This window comes from Isoptericola dokdonensis DS-3, from assembly GCF_001636295.1.
In the GTDB taxonomy this organism is placed as follows: domain Bacteria; phylum Actinomycetota; class Actinomycetes; order Actinomycetales; family Cellulomonadaceae; genus Isoptericola; species Isoptericola dokdonensis.
Genome location: NZ_CP014209.1, coordinates 560,570 through 576,058, shown reverse-complemented (window position 1 = coordinate 576,058; position 15,489 = coordinate 560,570). Strand labels below are relative to the sequence as shown.

Here is a 15,489-nt window from a genome sequence, read left to right as displayed (position 1 = left end):
CAGATGTCGGCGGCGCCCGCGGACGCGTCCGCGCCTCAGCGTGGCAGGAACGGGTTGGTCGCGAGCTCGCGGGCGACGGTGCTGGTGGGGCCGTGGCCCGGGATGACGACGTGCCCGCTCGGGAGGGCAGGCACGACATCGCGCAGGGTGGTGAGCATGGCCTCGACGTCGGCGCCGGGCAGGTCGGTGCGTCCGACGCCGCCGGCGAAGAGGACGTCGCCGGTGAGGACGACGCCGGTGACGTCACCGGCGGCGTCGCCGTCGAGCACGTACAGGGACGAGCCCTCGGTGTGCCCCGGGGCGTGGACGGCCCGCAGCCGCACGTCCCCGGCGACGACGTCGGTGACGTCGTCCTCGAAGGGTTCGACACGGACGGGCACGCGGAAGTCGCGGGGCGTGGCGCCGTACGCGGCGAGCGCCTCGACCAGCGCCTCGCTCACGCTGGCCGCGGCGCCCTGGTGCGCGGCGCCGAGGCCGATCGTGCCGAACGGGTCGGACACCCGGTAGGCGTCGCCGACGTGCAGGCGCAGCGGGACGTCGTAGCGGTCGCACAGCTCGGCGGCGTCCCACGTGTGGTCGACGTGCCCGTGGGTGGCGAGCACGGCGCGCGGCGTGAGGCCGTGGTCGCTCACCATCCGGTCGACCTGGCCCGCCGTCCCCGCGCCGGGGTCGACCACCACGCAGTCGCGGCGGCCGTCGGCACGGACCTCGTCGGCGACGACGACGCAGCAGTTGGTGCCGAACACCGGGGCGACCACGACACGAACGTCCATGTCGGTCACGGTAGCGGCTGCGGCCCCGCGATCGGGGACGGCGTCCGCGTCGTGGCGCCGTTCGGGCGGTTGACCTGTGATCCGAGCCCTAGACTGTCGCAAGCGCACGAACGTGCGCGTGACGTATCCGGGGAGGACGACCGACGGTGGCGCCCAGCAAGCGTGAGCGCGAGTACGCCCGCAAGCGGCAGGACAAGTGGGACGAGCGGCGACGCGCGAAGCAGGAACGCAACCGTCGCGTCGCCGCGGTCGTCGCGATCCTCGCGATCTTCGCCCTGGTCGCCGGCGGTGCCGTCGTCATCGGCCTGACCTCGGACGACGAGCCGCAGGCCGGTGCGACGTCGGCTGCCACGAGCGCGGCGGGGGGATGCCCCGAGGGCGCGACGCAGGCACGGTCCGGCGGCGACGCGGCCCCCGACCCGTCCGTGGCGGAGGACCGCACCTGGACCACCGACGTCGAGCTGTGCGTGGACGGGGCCACCGAGACCATCGGGCTGGAGCTCGACGGCGCCGCCGCGCCGCAGGCCGTCGCCAGCTTCGTGTCCCTCGCGCAGCAGGGCTACTTCGACGGCACCCAGTGCCACCGGCTCACCACGCAGGGCATCTACGTCCTGCAGTGCGGCGACCCGACGGCGACCGGCACGGGCGACCCCGGCTACTCGTTCGGTCCCGTCGAGAACGCCCCGTCGGACGACGTCTACCCCGCGGGGACCCTCGCGATGGCCCGCCAGGGCGGCAACGCCGAGTCCATGGGTTCCCAGTTCTTCCTCGTGTACGAGGACTCGACCATCCCGTCCGACGCAGCCGGCGGGTACACGGTGTTCGGCACCGTGACGTCCGGCCTGGACACGATCCAGGCAGTCGCTGACGCGGGCACGACCGACGGTTCCGGTGACGGATCCCCGGTCAGCCCCGTCATCATCGAAGGAGTGGAGACCCAGTGAGCGAGAGCACCCCCGGCGCGACCGGCCCCGAGGACGACGTCGCCGCGGAGCAGACATCGGTCGCGGCTCCGACCCCTGTCGAGGAGCCGGCCCCTGCGGTCGAGCCCCTGACCGACCCCACCGCGGACGTCACGCAGACCGAGGCCGAGGCCGTCGAGCCCGACGCCGAGCCCGCACCCGACACGGAGCCCGCGCCCGCCGCGGAGGCCGGTGAGCCCGCGCCCGCCACGGAGCCCACGACCGCCACGGAGCAGCCGGGCGACGCCCCGACCACGGAGGCATCGTCCCCCGCGGCACCTGCCGAGCCGGCCGCCCCCACCCCGGCGGAGGCGCCGGTGAAGCCCCGGCCCCGCCCGGGAGCGCCGAAGCCCTCCGCGATCCGGCGCCCGAAGCCGGCGGACGCCCCGCAGGCCGTCGCGACGCCGCCCGCCCCGGCCCCCGTCGTCCACGACGCCGAGGAGTCCGCGGCCGCCGCGGCGTTCGGTCGGGTGGAGGACGACGGCACGGTGCACGTCCGCGAGGCCGCGGGCGAGCGCGTCGTCGGGCAGTACCCGGACGTCCCCGCCGAGGAGGCGATGGCGCTGTACACGCGTCGCTACCTCGACCTGGTGGCGAAGGTCGCGCTGTTCGAGGCGCGGCTCGACAGCGCCGACCTGTCCGTGCGCGAGATCGACCAGACCCTCGCCAAGCTCGCCGACGAGACGGCCGAGCCCGCCGCCGTGGGCGACCTCGACGGTCTGCGCACCCGCGTCGAGGGTCTGCGGGAGCGCGCGGCCGAGCGCCGTGCCGCCCTGGAGGCGGAGCGGGCGGCGGCCAAGGAGGTCGCGGTGCAGGCACGCACCGAGATCGTGGAGGCCGCCGAGCAGATCGCCGCGACCGACCCGGCGAAGATGCAGTGGCGTCCCGCCGGCGAGCAGCTGCGCACCCTCCTCGACCGGTGGAAGGAGGCGCAGCGCAACGGGCCGCGCATCGACCGCCCCACCGAGGAGTCGCTCTGGAAGCGGTTCAGCCACGCGCGCACCGCGTTCGACCGGGAGCGCCGGCACTACTTCGCGGACCTCGAGCAGCGCAACTCGTCGGCCAAGGCCGTCAAGGAGCGGATCGTGGCGGAGGCCGAGGCCATCCAGAGCTCGACCGACTGGGGCGCGACCGCCGGCCAGTACCGCGACCTCATGGCGCAGTGGAAGGCGGCCGGGCGGGCGAACCGCAAGGACGACGACGCGCTGTGGGCCCGCTTCCGGGCCGCGCAGGACGCGTTCTTCGGCGCCCGGGACGAGGCGAACGCCGCGATCGACGCGGAGTACGGCGAGAACCTCGTGGTGAAGGAGGCCCTGCTCGTCGAGGCGGAGGCCCTGCTGCCCGTGCAGGACCTCGCGGCGGCCAAGGAGCGCCTGCGCGACCTGCAGGACCGCTGGGAGGCGGCGGGCAAGGTGCCGCGCGGCGACGTGCAGCGCGTCGAGGCCCGCCTGCGTGCCGTCGAGAGCGCCGTCCGCGACGCCGACGACGCCCGTTGGAAGCGCACGAACCCGGAGACGCGGGCCCGCGCCGAGGGTGCCGCCGCCCAGCTCGAGGACGCCATCGCGGGCCTCGAGGCCGACCTGGAGCGTGCGCGCACCTCCGGTGACCAGCGCAAGGTCGCCGAGCTCGAGTCCGCCGTCGCGGCCCGCCGCGCCTGGCTCGAGCAGGTCGTCAAGGCCGCCGAGGACTCGCGCGGCTGACGACGTGTGGACGGCGCCGTCCGTCCACACCCGCCGCCGTGGCCCGGCACATGCCCGGGCCGCGGCGGCTACCGTCGCACCGGTCCCCGCACCGGAGGTAGCCCCGTGACGACAGTCCGCCCGCCCGTCGCCCCACCCGCACCGTGGGGCGACCCCGCCCCGGCCCGAGGGCTGGCCGAGCTGCTGCTCCGTGAGGATGCGTCGCCCGTGCTGCGACGACCCGGCGACGTCGGAGGTCGCGCCGCCTGGCAGGCGCTCGTCCGCGACGGCGTCCTGACGGTGCTGCGGGGCGACGTCGCCTGCTCTGCCACCACACGGGTCGATCCCGCCCTGCGGGCACGGACCCTGCTCGGCGCCGTCCCGACCGGCGCGGTCGTCACCGGCCGGACGGCGGCGTGGGTCCACACCGGCGTGGGCGCGCCCGACACCCTCGACCTCGCGTGCCGCCCCGGCGGGCGGCGCCCGGCCAGGCCGCCCGGGGCCCGCCTCTGGCAGGCGCCGCTGCTCGCCCCCGACGTGCGCCTGCTCGGCGGCGTGCCCGTCACCACACCGGCCCGCACCGCCGCCGAGCTGGCGCTGCACGACGACGACGCCCACGACCTGCTCGTCGCCCTGGCACGGGCCGGCGTCGACCTCGTCACGGTCCGCCGGGCCGTCCTGCTGCGCCCTCGCGTCGGGGTCGCCGTGCGCCGGGCGGCCGTCGCGACGCTCGACGCGGCCCGGGCCCGCCCGCCCGCGTCCCTCGGGGACGACCGTGCCGGAGCGTCCCGCGCCACGTCGGCGTAGCGTGTGGCCATGGCGTCCAGCACCGCGGTCGAGGTCGAGGCCGGCGACCGCTCCGTCCGGGTGTCCAGCCCGGACCGTGTCGTCTTCCCCGACCTGGGGTTCACCAAGCTCGACGTCGTGAAGTACTTCCTGGCCGTCGGCGACGGCATCCTCGGGGCCCTGCTCGACCGCCCCACCACCCTGGAACGGTGGCCCAAGGGGGTCTTCGAGGGCGCGGTCATGGCCACCCGCACGGACTCCCACGGCGACGCCTTCTACCAGAAGCGGGTACCGAAGGGCGCCCCGGACTACGTGACCACGGCCCGGATCGCGTTCCCCTCCGGCCGCACCGCCGACGAGGTCGCCCCGTCCGAGCTCGCCGTCGTCGCCTGGGCCGCGCAGATGGGCACCCTGACGTTCCACCCGTGGCCGGTGCGGCGCGACGACGTGGAGGCCGTCGACCAGCTCCGCATCGACCTGGACCCGCAGCCCGGCACCGACTTCGACGACGCCGTCACCGCCGCGCTCGCGCTGCGGGGGCTGCTCGAGGAGCTCGGCCTGACGGGGTACCCCAAGACGTCCGGCGGTCGAGGGCTGCACGTGTTCGTGCCGCTCGCCCCCCGGTGGACGTTCGTCCAGGCCCGCCGCGCGACCATCGCCGTCGGCCGCGAGCTCGAGCGCCGCATGCCGGACCAGGTCACGACCCGGTGGTGGAAGGAGGAGCGTGGGGAGCGGATCTTCGTCGACTACAACCAGATGGCCCGCGACCGCACCATCGCGTCCGCGTACTCGCTGCGTCCCAACCGCCGGGCCACCGTCTCGACGCCGCTGGAGTGGGACGAGGTCGCGCACGTCCACCCCGACGACTTCACCCTGGCCACCGTGCCGGAACGCTTCGCCGCCCGCGGCGACCTGTTCGCCGCGCTGCGGGCCGACCGCGACCCCGCGCACGACTGCTCGCTCGACGCCGCGCTCGAGCTCGCCCGCCGGGACGAGGAGGAGCACGGGCTCGGAGACCTGCCCTATCCGCCGGAGTACCCCAAGATGCCGGGCGAGCCGAGGCGCGTGCAGCCCAGCCGGGCCAAGGACCGCAGCACGGCGGACTGAGCACGCGACCCGGTCAGGTCGTGCCCGGTGCGCCCGGCAGCAGCTCACCGAGGTCGTACCCGACCGGCTCCTCGAGCTGGTCGTAGGTGCACGACGCGGGGTCGCGGTCCGGTCGCCGGCGCTTGAGCTGGGCGGTGTGCCGGAACCGGGCACCCTCCATGTGGTCGTAGCCGACCTCCAGCACCTGCTCGACACGCAGCGGGGTGAACGACAGGTCCTTGCCCGCGCTCCACCGGGACTGCGCGCCCGGGCGTCGCTCCCCCGCCCCGGCGGCGGCCCCGGCCCCGGCGGGGTCCTGCCAGCCCGCCCACGGGTGCTCGGACGCAGCGGCCGACCCGGGCTCGACGACGAGGTCGGCCAGCTCGTCGTACAGCTCCGCCCGGCGCGCCGCCGAGAACGCCGAGGCCACCCCCACGAACTGCAGGTCCCCGTCCCGGTGGAGCCCCAGCAGCAGGGAGCCGACGAGCGGCCGCTCCGGGGTCGAGGTCTTGTGCAGCCGGTACCCGGCCAGCACGACGTCGGCGGTGCGGGCGTGCTTGATCTTCAGCATGCTCCGCTTGTTCGGCTCGTACGGACCGTCGAGGCGCTTGGCGACCACACCGTCGAGCCCGGCCCCCTCGAACGCCTCGAACCACCGGCGCGCCACCGCGGCGTCCTGCGTGCGCGGCGTCGCGTGCACCTGCGGGCCGGTGAGGCCGAGCGAGTCCAGCACGGCGAGCCGTTCGGCGAGCGGACGCGCCGTGAGGTCGTCGTCGTCGAGGGCGAGCACGTCGAACACCACGAGGCTCGCGGGGACCTCGGCGGCCAGGCGACGCACCCGCGTCTCCGCCGGGTGGATGCGTTGGCTCAAGGTGTCGAAGTCGAGCCGGGCGGGTTCGTCGGCGGCGTCGCCCGGCCGGGCCACGACGATCTCGCCGTCGACCACGCACCGTGCCGGCAGGGCGCCGCGGACGGCGTCGACCACCTCGGGGAAGTAGCGCTGCATCGGCCGGGCGTTGCGCGAGTCGAGGCGGACCTCGTCCCCCTCGCGGAACACGACCGCGCGGAACCCGTCCCACTTCGGCTCGTACACCCAGCCCGGGCCGTCGTCGGGCTGGTCCGGGACGTCCGGCACGGATCGGGCCAGCATCGGACGCAGCGGCGGGGCGATCGGCAGGTCCATGCCTGCGAACCTACGGCCTGCCCCCGACGTCCGCGCGGTCGGGCTCAGGCCTCGACGTGCTGGGCGACCTCGGAGGCCTTCGTGCCGGTGAGCCGGTACACGTCGAACACCCCGTCGATCTTGCGCACGGCGGCCAGCACCTGCTGCAGGTGCGCGGGCTCCGCCATCTCGAAGACGAACCGGGACAGGGCGATGCGATCCGTCGAGGTCGACACCGTGGCCGACAGGATGTTGACGTGATGGTCGGACAGCACCCTGGTCACGTCGGACAGCAGCCGCGACCGGTCGAGCGCCTCCACCTGGATCTGCACGAGGAACATCGTGTTCGAGCCCGCGCTCCAGGTCACCTCGACGATGCGTTCCGGCTGGGAGCGCAGCGGCACGACGTTCGCGCAGTCGGCACGGTGCACGCTCACCCCGGCACCCCGGGTCACGAACCCGACGATGTCGTCGCCCGGCACCGGCGTGCAGCACTTGGCCAGCTTCACCCAGATGTCGTCGACGCCCTTGACGACGATGCCCGGGTCGCCCGTCGTGCGGCTGCGACGGGTCGTGCTGCCCGGCAGCGCCACCTCCGCCGTGTCCTCGGCCGTGCCGTCCGCGCCGCCGAGCGACTTCACCAGCGTCTCGACGACGTGCTGGGCGGAGGTGTTGTTCTCGCCCACCGCCGCGTACAGGGCCGTGACGTCGTCGTAGCGCAGGTCGTTGGCCACCCCGAGGAGGGCCTCGTGGCTGAGGAGACGCTGGATCGGCAGGTTCTGCTTGCGCATCGCCCGGGTGATCGCCTCCTTGCCCCGGTCGATCGCCTCGTCGCGCCGCTCCTTGGTGAACCACTGACGGATCTTGTTGCGCGCCCGGCCGGACTTGACGAACGCCAACCAGTCCTGCGACGGGCCCGCCGAGTCCGCCTTGGAGGTCAGCACCTCGACGACGTCGCCGTTCTGCAGCGACGAGTCCAGCGGGACCAGTCTGCCGTTCACCCGGGCACCCATGGTGCGGTGGCCCACCTCGGTGTGCACCGAGTACGCGAAGTCCACCGGCGTCGCACCGGCCGGCAGCGCCATGACCTCGCCCTTGGGCGTGAAGACGTAGACCTCCGCCGCGCCGATCTCGTAGCGCAGCGAGTCCAGGAACTCACCCGGGTCCGCGGTCTCGCGCTGCCAGTCGACGAGCTGGCGCAGCCAGGTCATGTCGTTGGCGCGCGGGTCCCCGCCCGTCTTGCCCCCGGCGCGCGCCGTCTCCTTGTACTTCCAGTGCGCGGCGACGCCGTACTCGGCCCGCCGGTGCATGTCGTGCGTGCGGATCTGGATCTCGACCGGCTTGCCGCCCGGACCCACGACCGTCGTGTGCAGCGACTGGTACATGTTGAACTTCGGCATCGCGATGTAGTCCTTGAACCGGCCCGGCACCGGGTTCCATCGCGCGTGCAGCGCACCGAGCGCCGCATAGCAGTCGCGCACGGTGTCCACCAGGACGCGCGTGCCGACGAGGTCGTAGATCTCCGCGAAGTCGTGCCCGCGCACGATCATCTTCTGGTAGATCGAGTAGTAGTGCTTGGGCCGGCCCGTCACGGTGGCCTTGATCTTCGCGCCGCGCAGGTCGGCGGCGATCTGCTCCCGCACCACGCCGAGGTACTCCTCGCGGGCGGGCGCCCGCTCGGCGACGAGGTGCACGATCTCGTCGTAGACCTTCGGGTAGAGGGTCTGGAAGGACAGGTCCTCCAGCTCCCACTTGATGGTGTTCATGCCGAGCCGGTGCGCCAGCGGGGCGTAGATCTCGAGCGTCTCGCGCGCCTTGCGGGACGCCGACGACCCGGACACGTACTTCCACGTGCGGGCGTTGTGCAGGCGGTCGGCGAGCTTGATGACCAGGACGCGGATGTCCTTGGCCATCGCCACGACCATCTTGCGCACCGTCTCGGCCTGCGCGGCGTCGCCGTACTTCACCTTGTCGAGCTTCGTCACGCCGTCGACCAGCATGGCGATCTCGGACCCGAAGTCGCGGGTGAGGTCGTCCAGCGAGTACGAGGTGTCCTCGACGGTGTCGTGCAGCAGGGCGGCCGCCAGCGTCGCGCCGTCGAAACCGAGCTCGGCGAGGATCGTCGCCACCGCGACGGGATGCGTGATGTACGGGTCCCCGGACTTGCGCTGCTGACCGCGGTGCGCCTTCTCGGCGGTCGCGTAGGCGCGCTCCAGCATCCCGAGGTCGCTCTTGGGGTGGTTGGTGCGGACGGCCTGCAGGAGCGGCTCCAGCGCGGGCGTGTTCAGCGGTGCGCCGCGCACACCGAGGCGCACCAGGCGGTTGCGCACGCCCCGCCCTGCACCGCCCCCTGAGGTGCGGGAACCGTCGGACGAGCTCCTCACCTGCGTGTCGTCGCTCACGAGCACCTCCTTCGACCAGCGTCGATCGGACGACGTCCGGGAGGGCAAGTCTACGACTCCACCCGCAGCAGGGTCTCCACCGTCCGCCCCGCGAGGCGGTCCCGGCCTCCGAGGCCGGCCAGCTCCAGCAGGAACGCGAGCGCGACGACGTGCCCGCCACAGCGCTCCACCAGGCTGGCCGCCGCCTGCGCCGTGCCGCCCGTGGCGAGCACGTCGTCGACCAGCAGCACGCGCGAGCCCGGGGCCAGCGTGCCGTGGCGCAGCTCGATCGACGCCGTCCCGTACTCCAGGGCGTAGTCCTCGCGGACGACGGGCGGCGGCAGCTTGCCCGCCTTGCGCAGCGGCACGAACCCGACGCCCAGGCGTGTCGCCAGGGGTGCGCCGAGCAGGAACCCGCGCGCCTCCATCCCCGCCACGACGTCCACGCCCCCGTCGGCATCCACCAGACCGGCGAACGCGTCCACCACGTCGGTCAGCGCGGGGCCGTCGGCCAGCAGCGGCGTGATGTCACGGAACACGACCGGCGGGTGCGGGTAGTCCGGGACGTCACGGATGAGCGACCGGATCTCGGCCGCGCGGGCCGGGCCGAGCCCGGCCAGCGCGACCACGGAGATGTCGTCCGTCACGGGTCAGCGACCCCGACGGCGCCGAGGCTGCGACGTGGTGCCCTGGTGGTGCCCCGGGATGAGCTGCGCACGACCGGCGGCGGCTGCCGCGAGCTCGGCGTCGTGGCCGCCCTCGGAGGTCAGCTCGGCGCGGGCCGCGAGCACCGACGCCGTGTGCTCGGCGATCTTCGGCTCCTTCTCGCGCAGGGTCACGTCGAGCGGTGTGGCGAGGAAGATCGACGACGCCGCACCGACGGCGATGCCGACGAACAGCGACAGCGACAGGTCGCGCAGCGTGCCGGCACCCAGCCAGAACGCCCCGACGAACAGGATGCCCGCGACCGGCAGCAGCGCCACCACCGAGGTGTTGATCGACCGCACGAGAGTCTGGTTGACCGCGAGGTTCGCCCGCTCGGCGTACGTGCTGCGCGACTGCTCCAGCACGCCGGTGGTGTTCTCACGGACCTTGTCGAAGACGACCATCTTGTCGTAGAGGGAGAAGCCGAGGATCGTCAGGAAGCCGATGATCGTCGACGGCGTGACCTCCCAGCCGATGAGCGCGTACACGCCCGCCGAGATGAGCAGGTCGCAGAGCATCGCGAGGATGCCCGCCGCCGCCATGCGCCAGGCACGGAAGTAGATCGCCATGAACGCGGCGGCCAGCACGACGAAGACGATCACGCCCCACAGTGCCCGCTCGGAGACCGCCTGCCCCCAGATCGGCCCGACGAACGAGACGTCGATCGACGACGCGTCGACGTCGTACGCGGCGGCGAGCGCGTCGGTGACCTCGGTGGTCTCCGCCGCGTCCAGCTCGACGGTCTGCACGCGGACCGAGCTGTCACCGATGATGGCGACGCGCGGCTCCTCCTCGGGCAGGACGTCGTGCACGGCGTCGACACCCACCGACTGCTCCGTCGTCGACACGGAGTTCAGGGTGAACTGGGTGCCGCCGCGGAAGTCGATGCCGAGGGTGAGGCCCTTGGTCAGCAGGATGACGACCGAGGCGAGCGCCAGCGCGCCCACGATCGAGAACCAGAGGCCACGACGGGCCACGATCGGGTAGGACCTGCGACCCGTGTAGAGGTCGTTGCCCCACTGGGCGAAGGTCATGCTGCCGGCCATCAGCGGCTCTCCTCGTTCTCGCCGGACCCGGCGTCCTTCGTACCTGCCTGGTCGTCCTGCTCCGCCGCCGCGGCACGCCGCTCCGCGGCCCGCCGCTCCGCGATCGTCATCCGCTGGCCGCCGTCGGCGGGCCGGGCGACCGAGGCGCCGGCCAGCACCGGCTCGGGGGCGGTCACGTCCGCGCCGGCGACCGCCGGCGCCTCGACGCGCCCGGCGCCCACGTAGCGCGGGCCGCTGGTGGTGCGCAGGCGCTCGGGCGAGAGCCCGGACCACGAGTGCCCGTCGCGGAAGAACGGGACCTTGGTCAGCATCTGCAGCGTCGGGTGGGTGAACCAGAACACCACGGCGATGTCGATGATGGTCGTCAGGCCGAGCGTGAACGCGAAGCCCTGCACACCGCCGACGGCCAGGAAGTACAGCACCACGGCGGAGATGAGGGTGACGGACTTCGCGGCGAGGACGGTGCGCTTGGCACGCTTCCAGCCGCGCTCGACCGCCATGGTCATCGAGCGTCCGTCACGCATCTCGTCCCGGATGCGCTCGAAGTACACGATGAAGGAGTCCGCCGTGAAGCCGATGGCCACGATGAGGCCGGCGACACCGGCGAGCGAGAGCCGGTAGCCCATCTGCCACGACAGGATCGCGATCGCCAGGTAGGTGATCACACCGGCGATGAGCAGCGACCCGACGGTGACCAGCCCCAGCATGCGGTACTGGAACAGCGAGTACACCACGACCAGCGCCAGGCCGATGAGGCCCGCGATCAGACCGTTGCGGAGCTGCTCGGAGCCCAGCGTCGCCGAGATCGTCTCCTGGCTCTGCACCTCGTAGGCGATCGGCAGCGATCCGAAGCTCAGCTGGTTCGCCAGGGTGGCGGCCGTGTCGCGCGTGAAGCTGCCCGAGATGGTCGCGCGACCGTCGGTGATGATGACGCCCGGGTCGAGCGACGGGGCCGAGACGACGAGACCGTCGAGGACCATCGCGAACTGGTTGCGCGGCGACTCGAGGCTCTGCAGACGCTCGGTGGTCTCACGGAACTCCGCGGTGCCCTCGTCGTCGAACTCGATGAAGACGCCCCACTCGTTGGTGACCGAGCCGTTCGGGCCCGGCACCAGGCCGGAGCTCGCGCTCGCCAGGTGGACGCCGTCGACCTCCATCGGACCGAGGATGTACTTCATCATCGTGCCGTCGTTGGCGCACGCGACGAGCACCGTGCCCGGGTCGTCACCGCCGCCGCCGACGAGGTTCGCCGGGTCGGTGCAGTCCAGCGCGTCGAACTTCTCCTGCACGGCCGGGGTGATCTGCGCCAGGTCCGACGGGTCGGTCGGCTCGACGCCGGCCGCCTCCTCGGCGATCCGTGCGTCGACGTCGTCGGTCGACGCGGGCTGCTCGCCCTCGGCGGCCTCACCCTCGCCGGCCGCGGGCTCGTCCGTCGCGGCGGACTCCTCGTCGGTGGCCGCGTCGCCCTCGGCAGCGGCCTCGTCCTCCGTGGCGGCGTCGCCCTCGGTCTGGGTGGCCGCCTGCTCCGTCGGCAGCCCGGCGCCGTACGTGAGCACCGGACGGAACCGCATCTGCGCGGGCTGCGACACGAGGTCGATCGTCGCCTGGTCCACCTCGCCAGGGATGGAGACGACGATGTTCTCGCCACCCTGGTTGACGATCTCGGCCTCGGAGACGCCCGAGGAGTCGATGCGCTGGCGGATCACGTTGATCGACTCGTCGATCGCCTCGGCGGTGATCTCCGACCCGTCCGTGGACTGCGGGGTCAGGATGATCTGCGTCCCGCCCTGGAGGTCGAGCGCGAGCCCGGGCGCGAAGCTCGCGCCGTCCGGGTTGTCGTCGCTCTTCGGGTCCAGGTAGACCCCGAGGGCGAGCGCCGCGAACGGCAGCACCATCGTCAGGATCGCGAAGACCACGAGCGTGCGTACCGGACGCGACCGCCGCGTGCTGGAGTTGGCCACTTGGTTCTCTTCCCGTGTGCGTGCCGCCGGGTGGCGGTCGCGTGATGGCGTCGGCCGGACGGTGCCCGGCCGACGCAGAGGTCACTTGCCCTCGGTGTCGCCCTCGTCCCGACGCTTGCCGTCCCGGTACTCCCGCTGGGCGGTGTCCAGGCCGGAGAGGTCGTCGGGAACCTCGACGTCACCGTGTGCGGACGTGATGCTACCCGCATCCGCTGTGTCCTCCGCCACCTCCGCCTCGTCCTCGACGACGGGCGGGTCGATCTTCTTGGCGATCGCGGCACGGAGCCACCGGGTCTGCGTGCCCGGGGTCGACTCGATCGTGACGATGTCGGCCGCCTCGTCGACGTCGACGACGGTGCCGATCAGGCCGGAACCGGTCATGACCTCGTGGCCCGGTGCCAGCGACGACCGGAACTCGGCCTGCTGCTTCTGCTGCTTGCGCGTCCGCGAGCTCATGAACAGCATGAGGCCGGCGAGCACGGCGAAGAGGATGATGATCGAGGGGTCCACGGAGCGTCAGTCCTTCAGTCGTTCGGATGTGCGTATCAGTCTAGGCGCCCGGGTGCGGCGTCAGACCTCGTCGAACAACGTCCGCGACCGGGACCCGGTTCCCTCGTCGGGCAGGCCGGCCGCCCAGGTGCCCGCCGGCGGCTCCAGGCCGAGGTGCTGCCACGCCGTCGTCGTCGCCACCCGGCCGCGCGGGGTGCGCGCCACGAGGCCCTCGCGCACCAGGTACGGCTCCGCGACGGTCTCGACCGTGTCGGGCTCCTCCCCGACCGTCATCGCCAGCGTCGACAGGCCCACGGGGCCGCCGCCGAAGCGCCGGCACAGCGCGCTCAGGACGGCGCGGTCGAGGCGGTCCAGGCCGATCGGGTCCACCTCGTAGACCTCGAGCGCGGCTCTCGCCGCGCGCAGGTCCAGGGTGCCGTCCCCGCGGACCTGCGCCCAGTCCCGCACCCGGCGCAGCAGCCGGTTGGCGATGCGCGGCGTCCCCCGCGAGCGGCCGGCGATCTCGTGGGCGGCGTCGTGCTGGACCTCCACGCCCAGCAGACCGGCGGACCGCAGGATCACGCGCTCCAGCTCGGGCGCCGAGTAGAAGTCGAGGTGCCCGGTGAAGCCGAAGCGGTCCCGCAGCGGGGCCGGCAGCAGACCGGAGCGGGTGGTCGCCCCGACGACCGTGAAGGGCGGCAGCGCCAGGGGGATCGCGCTCGCCCCCGCGCCCTTGCCGACGATGACGTCGACGCGGAAGTCCTCCATCGCGACGTAGAGCAGCTCCTCGGCCGGGCGGGCGAGACGGTGGATCTCGTCGATGAACAGGACCTCCCCCTCCTCCAGCGAGGACAGGACGGCCGCGAGGTCGCCCGCGTGCTGGATCGCCGGTCCGCTGGTCACGCGCAGCGAGGTGCCGAGCTCGGCGGCGATGATCATCGCCAGGGTCGTCTTGCCGAGGCCGGGCGGCCCCGACAGCAGCACATGGTCCGGGGCGGCGTCCCGCGCGAGCGACGCCTGGAGCACGAGCGAGAGCTGGTCGCGCACCACCTTCTGGCCCACGAACTCGTCGAGCCGCTTGGGCCGCAGCGCCGCCTCGGCCGCCCGCTCGACGTCGTCGGCGCCGCCCCCGACGAGACGGCCGCCGAGGTCCTGCGGGTCCAGCGCGCCCTCAGCCACGCGGACCCAGCCTGCGCAGCGCGGCCCGCAGCGTCGCCGGGACCTCCGACTCCGGGACGGACTCCGTCCCGGCCTCCGCCAGCACCTTCTCCACGGCGTCCTGGGCGACCTTCGGCGTCCACCCGAGGCCGACCAGCGCCTCGACCACCTGGTCCCGACGGTCCGCCGGCAGGGCGGGTGCCGCGGCGCCGCCGTCCCCGGCCGCGCCGAGCTTGCCCGACAGCTCCAGCACGATCCGCTGGGCGCTCTTCACGCCGATGCCGGGCACGCGGCGCAGGGTGGCCGTGTCCTCCGCGTCGATCGCGCGCCGCAGCGCGTCCGGGGTGAGGACGGCCAGCATCGCCAGCGCGATCCGTGGGCCCACGCCCGAGACCGACTGCGCCGTCTCGAACACCTCGCGCTCGTCGGCGTCGGCGAACCCGTACAGCGTCATCGAGTCCTCGCGCACCACCATCGTGGTGTGCACGCGCGCCTGCTCCCCCGGCCGCAGGCCGGCCAGGGTCGCCGGGGTGGAGTGCACCAGATAGCCCACACCACCGACGTCGAGCACGGCACTGCCCAGCGACACCGCCGCGACCGTGCCGGACAACGAAGCGATCACCGCACCTGCTCCCTTCCTCGAACGCCCGTACGATACCGCGCCTTGGCCTGCTGCTCGGCAGCCGCCCAGGCGCGCTGTGCGGGCGTCGTCTCGTGGCGGTCCCCGCCCTGCAGGGCGCCCGCCGGCCGCCACAGGTGCGTCACCGCCAGCGCCAGGGCGTCCGCCGCGTCCGCGGGCTCCGGGGCGACCGACAGGCCGAGGATCGACGCGACCATCTTCTGCACCTGCGCCTTGTCCGCCCGGCCCGAGCCCGTCACGGCGGCCTTCACCTCGCTGGGCGTGTGCAGCGCCACCGGGACGCCGCGTCGCGCCGCCGCCACCATCGCCAGCCCCGCCACCTGCGCCGTCCCCATCACCGTGCCGCGGTTGTTCTGCGCGAACACGCGCTCCACCGCGACCACGTCGGGCACGTGCTCGTCCAGCCAGGTGTCCAGCCCCCGGGAGATCTCCAGCAGCCGCAGGTCCGTGCTCGTCTCCGGCGCCGTGCGCAGAACGCCCACGCCGACCAGCACCGCCCGGCGTCCCGGACGGGAGTCGACCACCCCCACGCCGCACCGGGTCAGGCCCGGGTCCACTCCCAGCACTCGCACCGCGTCACTGTCTCACGCAGCACCCACAGACGCCCCGAGGCTCGCCCCTGCGGGGCGAGCCTCGATCCCGGCGGACGACCGAGGGTCGT

At 73.6% G+C, this 15,489-nt stretch carries 14 protein-coding genes; 4 read left to right on the top strand and 10 right to left on the bottom strand.

The annotated features are described in order from the left end of the window. Positions 1 to 35: 35 nt before the first annotated feature. Entirely contained in the window at positions 36 to 773 is a 738-nt protein-coding gene (locus I598_RS02755) for an MBL fold metallo-hydrolase (RefSeq protein ID WP_068201066.1), read from the bottom strand. 146 nt (positions 774 to 919) lie between these two features. On the opposite strand from I598_RS02755, the gene I598_RS02750 reads away from it, so the two are divergent. From I598_RS02750 to ligD, 4 genes are all read left to right on the top strand, one after another. After that, on the top strand, positions 920 to 1,717 hold the full coding sequence (locus tag I598_RS02750) for a peptidylprolyl isomerase (RefSeq protein ID WP_068201065.1): 798 nt from the start codon (positions 920 to 922) through the stop codon (positions 1,715 to 1,717). Further along, entirely contained in the window at positions 1,714 to 3,435 is a 1,722-nt protein-coding gene (locus I598_RS02745; protein WP_068201063.1) for a DUF349 domain-containing protein, read from the top strand. The genes I598_RS02750 and I598_RS02745 overlap by 4 nt, the downstream gene beginning before the upstream one ends. 105 nt (positions 3,436 to 3,540) lie before the next feature. Further along, positions 3,541 to 4,221, top strand: coding sequence for a hypothetical protein (locus tag I598_RS02740; RefSeq protein ID WP_068201062.1), 681 nt, complete (start codon positions 3,541 to 3,543; stop codon positions 4,219 to 4,221). Between the two features lie 9 nt (positions 4,222 to 4,230). Beyond that, a complete protein-coding gene (ligD, locus tag I598_RS02735) occupies positions 4,231 to 5,307 on the top strand; it encodes a non-homologous end-joining DNA ligase (RefSeq protein ID WP_068201060.1) in 1,077 nt (358 codons plus the stop codon). A gap of 13 nt (positions 5,308 to 5,320) precedes the next feature. On the opposite strand, the gene I598_RS02730 is transcribed toward ligD, so the two are convergent. From I598_RS02730 to ruvC, 9 genes are all read right to left on the bottom strand, one after another. Then, complete coding sequence (locus I598_RS02730; protein WP_068201058.1) at positions 5,321 to 6,469, bottom strand: ATP-dependent DNA ligase; 1,149 nt, start codon at positions 6,467 to 6,469, stop codon at positions 5,321 to 5,323. A 44-nt stretch (positions 6,470 to 6,513) separates the two neighbouring features. Further along, a complete protein-coding gene (locus tag I598_RS02725; protein ID WP_068204808.1) occupies positions 6,514 to 8,832 on the bottom strand; it encodes a RelA/SpoT family protein in 2,319 nt (772 codons plus the stop codon). Between the two features lie 68 nt (positions 8,833 to 8,900). Further along, a complete protein-coding gene (locus I598_RS02720) occupies positions 8,901 to 9,476 on the bottom strand; it encodes an adenine phosphoribosyltransferase (protein ID WP_068201055.1) in 576 nt (191 codons plus the stop codon). A 3-nt stretch (positions 9,477 to 9,479) separates the two neighbouring features. Further along, positions 9,480 to 10,580 carry a protein translocase subunit SecF gene (secF, locus tag I598_RS02715; RefSeq protein ID WP_068201053.1) on the bottom strand — a complete coding sequence of 367 codons (1,101 nt, stop codon included), beginning with the start codon at positions 10,578 to 10,580 and terminating at the stop codon, positions 9,480 to 9,482. Next, the gene (gene secD, locus I598_RS02710) at positions 10,580 to 12,541 is read right to left on the bottom strand and encodes a protein translocase subunit SecD (RefSeq protein WP_232314239.1); all 1,962 of its coding nucleotides are present in this window, start codon (positions 12,539 to 12,541) and stop codon (positions 10,580 to 10,582) included. Before secD ends, secF begins: the two co-directional genes overlap by 1 nt. A gap of 81 nt (positions 12,542 to 12,622) precedes the next feature. Next, positions 12,623 to 13,051, bottom strand: coding sequence for a preprotein translocase subunit YajC (gene yajC, locus I598_RS02705; protein ID WP_232314238.1), 429 nt, complete (start codon positions 13,049 to 13,051; stop codon positions 12,623 to 12,625). Positions 13,052 to 13,111: 60 nt separating this feature from the next. After that, on the bottom strand, positions 13,112 to 14,209 hold the full coding sequence (gene ruvB / locus I598_RS02700; protein WP_068201049.1) for a Holliday junction branch migration DNA helicase RuvB: 1,098 nt from the start codon (positions 14,207 to 14,209) through the stop codon (positions 13,112 to 13,114). After that, entirely contained in the window at positions 14,202 to 14,810 is a 609-nt protein-coding gene (gene ruvA, locus I598_RS02695) for a Holliday junction branch migration protein RuvA (protein ID WP_068201046.1), read from the bottom strand. The genes ruvB and ruvA overlap by 8 nt, the downstream gene beginning before the upstream one ends. Then, entirely contained in the window at positions 14,807 to 15,400 is a 594-nt protein-coding gene (gene ruvC / locus I598_RS02690) for a crossover junction endodeoxyribonuclease RuvC (protein WP_068201044.1), read from the bottom strand. Before ruvC ends, ruvA begins: the two co-directional genes overlap by 4 nt. Between the last annotated feature and the right edge of the window lie 89 nt (positions 15,401 to 15,489).

Coding starts and splice junctions, on each gene's coding strand:
- I598_RS02755 (WP_068201066.1), bottom strand. CDS start 773: ATGGACGTTCGTGTCGTGGTCGCCCCGGTGTTCGGCACCAACTGCTGC.
- ligD (WP_068201060.1), top strand. CDS start 4,231: ATGGCGTCCAGCACCGCGGTCGAGGTCGAGGCCGGCGACCGCTCCGTC.
- I598_RS02730 (WP_068201058.1), bottom strand. CDS start 6,469: ATGGACCTGCCGATCGCCCCGCCGCTGCGTCCGATGCTGGCCCGATCC.
- secF (WP_068201053.1), bottom strand. CDS start 10,580: ATGGCCGGCAGCATGACCTTCGCCCAGTGGGGCAACGACCTCTACACG.